6 protein-coding genes are annotated in these 4,957 nt (G+C 30.1%); all 6 read right to left on the reverse strand.

The genetic code is table 11. The annotated features are described in order from the left end of the window. Positions 1–209: 209 nt before the first annotated feature. On the reverse strand, positions 210–893 hold the full coding sequence (locus tag BUB82_RS11405) for a GLPGLI family protein (protein WP_073193751.1): 684 nt from the start codon (positions 891–893) through the stop codon (positions 210–212). Positions 894–1,596: 703 nt separating this feature from the next. After that, positions 1,597–2,097: a PIN domain-containing protein gene (locus tag BUB82_RS11410; RefSeq protein ID WP_073193752.1), complete on the reverse strand. Its 501-nt coding sequence runs from the start codon at positions 2,095–2,097 to the stop codon at positions 1,597–1,599. Beyond that, the gene (locus tag BUB82_RS11415; RefSeq protein ID WP_083574530.1) at positions 2,097–2,357 is read right to left on the reverse strand and encodes a UPF0175 family protein; all 261 of its coding nucleotides are present in this window, start codon (positions 2,355–2,357) and stop codon (positions 2,097–2,099) included. The genes BUB82_RS11410 and BUB82_RS11415 overlap by 1 nt, the downstream gene beginning before the upstream one ends. A 279-nt stretch (positions 2,358–2,636) precedes the next feature. Then, positions 2,637–3,188, reverse strand: a complete 552-nt coding sequence (locus BUB82_RS11420; protein ID WP_073193756.1) for a GRAM domain-containing protein — start codon at positions 3,186–3,188, stop codon at positions 2,637–2,639. A 134-nt stretch (positions 3,189–3,322) separates the two neighbouring features. After that, positions 3,323–4,024 carry a WbqC family protein gene (locus tag BUB82_RS11425; protein WP_073193753.1) on the reverse strand — a complete coding sequence of 234 codons (702 nt, stop codon included), beginning with the start codon at positions 4,022–4,024 and terminating at the stop codon, positions 3,323–3,325. After that, entirely contained in the window at positions 4,021–4,836 is an 816-nt protein-coding gene (locus BUB82_RS11430) for a sulfotransferase domain-containing protein (protein ID WP_073193754.1), read from the reverse strand. Before BUB82_RS11430 ends, BUB82_RS11425 begins: the two co-directional genes overlap by 4 nt. Between the last annotated feature and the right edge of the window lie 121 nt (positions 4,837–4,957).

Consider the following 4,957-nt stretch of genomic DNA (forward strand, 5'->3'; position numbering starts at 1 on the left):
TTCAAATACTTTTTTAATGTCAGTAGAATTTTTATTCATTTTTCGGTTTTTCTCAAATAGTGCACAACGGTCTTGGCTATGATGTCGTTGCGGAAAAATCCGCAGGATTCTTTCCGCCGTAGCCGAAAGATAACAAAATTGCGATGAATTCCGATTAGGAATTCAACCGCAATGAATTATAGCCGTTGTTGGCAGTAGGCTTTTTTTTGTTAAAATCTTCCAGCTCTATTTTTAAATTCCTCTTCGCTAATTATTTCACCACTATTCGGTTTATTAATTTCCAATTCCTCTTTGTGCCAAGTTATTTTTTCTAATTCAAATTTCACAATATTGCTATTACACTCCAAAACTAATCCAGGTAAACCGTGAAATCTTTCAGGTCCAAAATTGAATGGTATTTCAGGGCAAAACCAAGCTATAAATTCAGAGTTTTTTATCAATTCCGTATCATTGACTTTAGCTCTCTTTCCAATTGCCTTTTTACACAAATAACCGTTGATTAATTTGGTTTCGTTATTCAATATTTTCCATTCAATAGGTTTTTTTGAAATAATCACAGGATAGTCAAGAACAAGAGTTTCGCTCAAGAACTCTTTATTTTCTTGATTGTAATAAATAAGATTATCACTTCCGCCAAATATTCTTGTCAGATTTGGTGTCCCGTACATTTTTGAAATGTCAAAATCCAGAAAGTAATTAGATTCTTTTGAGTTAAATTTCAGCGTTGCATAAACCGAATCACTTTGTTCCATCATTTCCTTTACAAATCTATCTGAAACATTATGTATAGAATCTTTGTTCAAATTTATTTTGTAAATCACAGTTGCGGAATTCGTTTGAGCGATTATTATTTGAAAAAAAAGAGTTAAGATTATTGTCAATAGATTTTTCATAAGTTCGGTTTTTAGCTTACTGCCAACGGTCTTGGCTATGATGTCGTTGCGGAATCATTCGCAGAATTATTCCGCTGGTAAACGAAAATACTATTTTAACTGGAATTTTCAACAGAAAATTCCAAACCGCAATGCATTATAGCCGTTGTTGCACACTGACACGACACGTACTGCTTGGTACGAAGCACTTTTCACGTTTTCAATTTTTTTCGCTCAGCTATTGAATTCAGTCGAGTAGAGCAGAAGTTGTTCTATATAAATCTAAATTCTCAAATTTTGTTTTCATGAGTGAAATTATCTGTTTTCAAACTTGCTAATTTCCGCTGTCTTGTTTTTCCAATTTTCTATTTTGTTTTTCACGCTCATTTTTTAAATTCAGATAACTGCTCAATGCTCAACATTTGTCAAAAGTCATATTTAGAATTCTATTTTTTATTCAGATTTAAAAACCAATTTTTGATAGAAGCGGAAATTTCGACTTTTAAAAAAAGTATTTCAATTCGTTTCAGGTAATGCTTGGTAAATTCAGATTCTCAACTGTCATTTATCCGACCCGAGTTTTTTCGGAGTGTTTGTGTGCAACGTCTCGCGTATATGGTTTGTGGTGGGATAAAAACCGCTCGCCATTCGGTTTAGCTTTTAATTTTCTAAAATATTGAAATTTTTGATTTAACACAAAATCCGCCATAAACTATATACGCTGTTATGCTTTGTGTTTTATTTTCAGCTCGTTATGACTTTCTAACAACTTATTCAGTAATTTTATCGAATAATATCGATTATGTTCAAGAAATGTTTTAAATATCGGTCTCAAGTCATTTAATAAACCTTTGTCTTTTGCTACTGATAATATTCCCAACGTTCCTATACATTTTATGTCAAAATTTTCGGCAATCTTTCTAGCCTTTTTGTCATCAATGAGTAAAAAATCTGCATTCAATTCCTTGTATAAAATAACAGATTCAGATTCTCCATAATCCATAACAAATGTCAGTTCATTAAATCCTTTAATACTCAAAACTTTTGGCTTAAAAAACTGTTCTATATTGTAGTAAAATTCGGTACTTTTATTCAATGTAATTTCTTCCCAAACAGCTTTCGATATTTTAATTTCATCAAAGAGTTGATTTAAAAGTTCGAGTTTATCGATAATTGCAAGTGAAAAAATTGGTCCCGCGTCGGCAATTACAAGTCCGTTTTTCATTATTTCAATTTTTCAATATCGCTTAAAACATCTTCTTCATTCAAGTTTGAAATTGAGATTTTATTTTTACAGAGTTCTTTTTCGAATTCAAGTCGTGACATTCCAGAAAGCTGTGCAGCTTTTCCAATTGTCAATTTTTGAAGTTTATATAATTGAATTGCTAATGTTACTTTGATTCGCTTTTTAAGGTCATTTTCTGACTCATTTAAAGCCAAAAGAATATCATTAGGAAAGTCAACCGATATTGTTTGAATGCTCATCTCTATTTAGTTTTATTCAAATTTAATGTTTTTCTGTGAAGTTTAATTCTATTTGGGATTTTTTTCAACATAAAGCATAACGGTTTTGTATATGGCTCGTAGCGTATAAATTAGCGATTATTTTCGGATTAAGTACAAGCCAGATTTTTAAATTTTACTATTTATCTTTTTTTATCGGAAATCGTCAAATTAAAAAATTTGGCGACTTTCCAAATATACCTTAACTTCGATTAAGTAACTAACAAGCTATGAGCTATATACGTTGTTGTACTGCGTTTTTTATTTTGTTCGTTCATTTATTTTTTCGAACCACAAGTCTCTCTCGTTAACTACAAAATCGTACTCTTTTCCATTGTCAGTTATTATTCTGATTCCGTTGTCAATTAGTTTTGCAGTTTTTCTCTTAACGATTTCTCGTATTGTTGAATATTCTATATTCGTTTGTCCTTTCTGAACATTTATTTTATGTGATTTAAAAATCAGTTTTTTATTCGTCAAGAAAATTTTTCCGCCAACACCTTCAATTCCGCGAAATAGGTTTGCTGGTCCTTCAATTTCGATTTCTTCATTTAATTCAAGTTCTGGTTTTATTTTCATTCCCATTTTTTTTGAAAACTTTCCAGCAAATTTTTCACTCACGTAAGGAAATCCAATTCCGAAAAAAATTCCAAAGAACAAACCTTGAAAAATCAAGCTGTTAATTGAATAAAGTTTTTCGTCAGAGAAATAATCAAATGTCCAAAGTAAGAAAGTGTAAAGGATTGCAGTTCCGATTGCAAATATTATTCGGTACTTCCAACTAATTTTAATCATCTTATTTCCTATTTTCATAATATTTTTCTTAAATGCAGTACAACGGTTAAGTATAAGAGCAGTAGCGGATTTCAATGCGACTACCTTTCCGTTACTACTAAAGTTTTTTAAATGCACAGACTTAGATTTTACCACTTCACCCGCTATTGCTTTTATACAATGTTGTGTGCAGTAAATTGTTCTTTCATAGCCTTTTTGTCATTAAACATTAATACATCAATAATTGAAAGCCAAGGAACAAAATCATTATCAAACTGTTTATACTCCACTTTTTGTGATTTTACAAAATTTAATTTTATTCCCTTGCTATTAAAATATTCCTTGCTATACAGTTCTTGTCCACCAATTGCATTAACATAATTATAATAGCCCAAATTTTTATTGATTTGGATAAGTCTATCAGCTTTTTCCATCCCTTTGGTTTCTGGAGATGAAATTGAAGATTTTGTCCATTTTATATCCATATCTAAATATTGGTAGACAGAGGTAATTGATTTTATTGCTAAGTCAGCAATGTTATCGTGCTGTACTGAAAATACAGCTTTGAGTATTTCAACCACACTTTTGTAATAAGGTGCTTTCTTGTAAGCGGTCTCAATTTGAGCAAAAAATTTATCGGTAAAATCATAGGTGATAAGTGGTCTGATTTCGTTAATGAGTTTGTTTTGGCTTGCTTTTTCAACTGGAATAGTGAAAAGAAAATCAGATTTATTCAGCAATATTCTGTTTCTATTTATCCAACCACGCTTGATATAATTTACATCATCATAAAACACTATCTTATCAGTAGCTTCTATTAAATGAAAATAACCGATATAGGGAAAAATGTAAGGTTGCATTATTGAGAGTTTCATATCATCAAATATTTTTCTAGTTGAGTATTCTTTAATTCTTGTTGTATTTCATCTATGATTTGGTAATTCAATTTATTCTTCCATTCATCATCATGCTGCTTATTTCTATAAACTGAATATGTCGTGTTTTTATCAATGCTTTTTGAATTGCTTAAGAAAGCAGTCGTTTGCTGTTCAATATCTAGTTCACAAAATGAGAAAAGACGATTAACTTGATTATAAGTATCTTTCAATAGGTCTTTATAATTAATTAATAAAAATCTATCGGGGAATTGATTTTCTAATTCAAGAAATAAGTTTGCAACTTCTTTCCATTTTTCGAAACCATAAAATTCTTCTGGTTTATTACTGTTTTTTTTATTTGCATATCTCCATTCTTCAATTTCAGACCAACCTAAGTCTTTCCTAAATTCTCTGGGAGATTTTAACCAAGAATAAATAGCTGCCAAAGGGTTTCTAATTATTCCAATAATTTTAATTTCAGAATCTTTTAAGAGTAGATTTTTAACAATATGGTGATATCTAACTTCTTTATAAACAATATGCGTAATTTTATTTTTATTAAAAACAGGAATAATACCTTTTTTCTTTGCTTCTTCTTGGTCTAAGAAAGGAGAACTAATTTTATTTAGTTTTTCAAAGAATTTATTTATTTCTGTTAAATCAGAATTGTCATTTAGAAAGTTCTTAAGTTCATACGAAAATAATGGTTGATATTTGTACCTAACATTGGCAGAACTATTAATTATTTCTCCTAGCCATGTGGTTCCTGACCTTGGAACTCCATGTATTCCAATCTTTTTTTTGTTCATACTTCGTTTTCTTTTTTTATTGCACACAACGTTTTTGTATAACCGCAGTTATTACGGATTTAAAAGTAATGAATTTCAATTACAAAACCCAAGTGAGCAAGTACGAGTTGATTCGGCTTGT

Source organism: Psychroflexus salarius, assembly GCF_900129035.1.
In the GTDB taxonomy this organism is placed as follows: domain Bacteria; phylum Bacteroidota; class Bacteroidia; order Flavobacteriales; family Flavobacteriaceae; genus Psychroflexus; species Psychroflexus salarius.

Coding starts and splice junctions, on each gene's coding strand:
- BUB82_RS11430 (WP_073193754.1), bottom strand. CDS start 4,836: ATGAACAAAAAAAAGATTGGAATACATGGAGTTCCAAGGTCAGGAACC.
- BUB82_RS11420 (WP_073193756.1), bottom strand. CDS start 3,188: ATGAAAATAGGAAATAAGATGATTAAAATTAGTTGGAAGTACCGAATA.
- BUB82_RS11415 (WP_083574530.1), bottom strand. CDS start 2,357: ATGAGCATTCAAACAATATCGGTTGACTTTCCTAATGATATTCTTTTG.
- BUB82_RS11405 (WP_073193751.1), bottom strand. CDS start 893: ATGAAAAATCTATTGACAATAATCTTAACTCTTTTTTTTCAAATAATA.
- BUB82_RS11410 (WP_073193752.1), bottom strand. CDS start 2,097: ATGAAAAACGGACTTGTAATTGCCGACGCGGGACCAATTTTTTCACTT.
- BUB82_RS11425 (WP_073193753.1), bottom strand. CDS start 4,024: ATGAAACTCTCAATAATGCAACCTTACATTTTTCCCTATATCGGTTAT.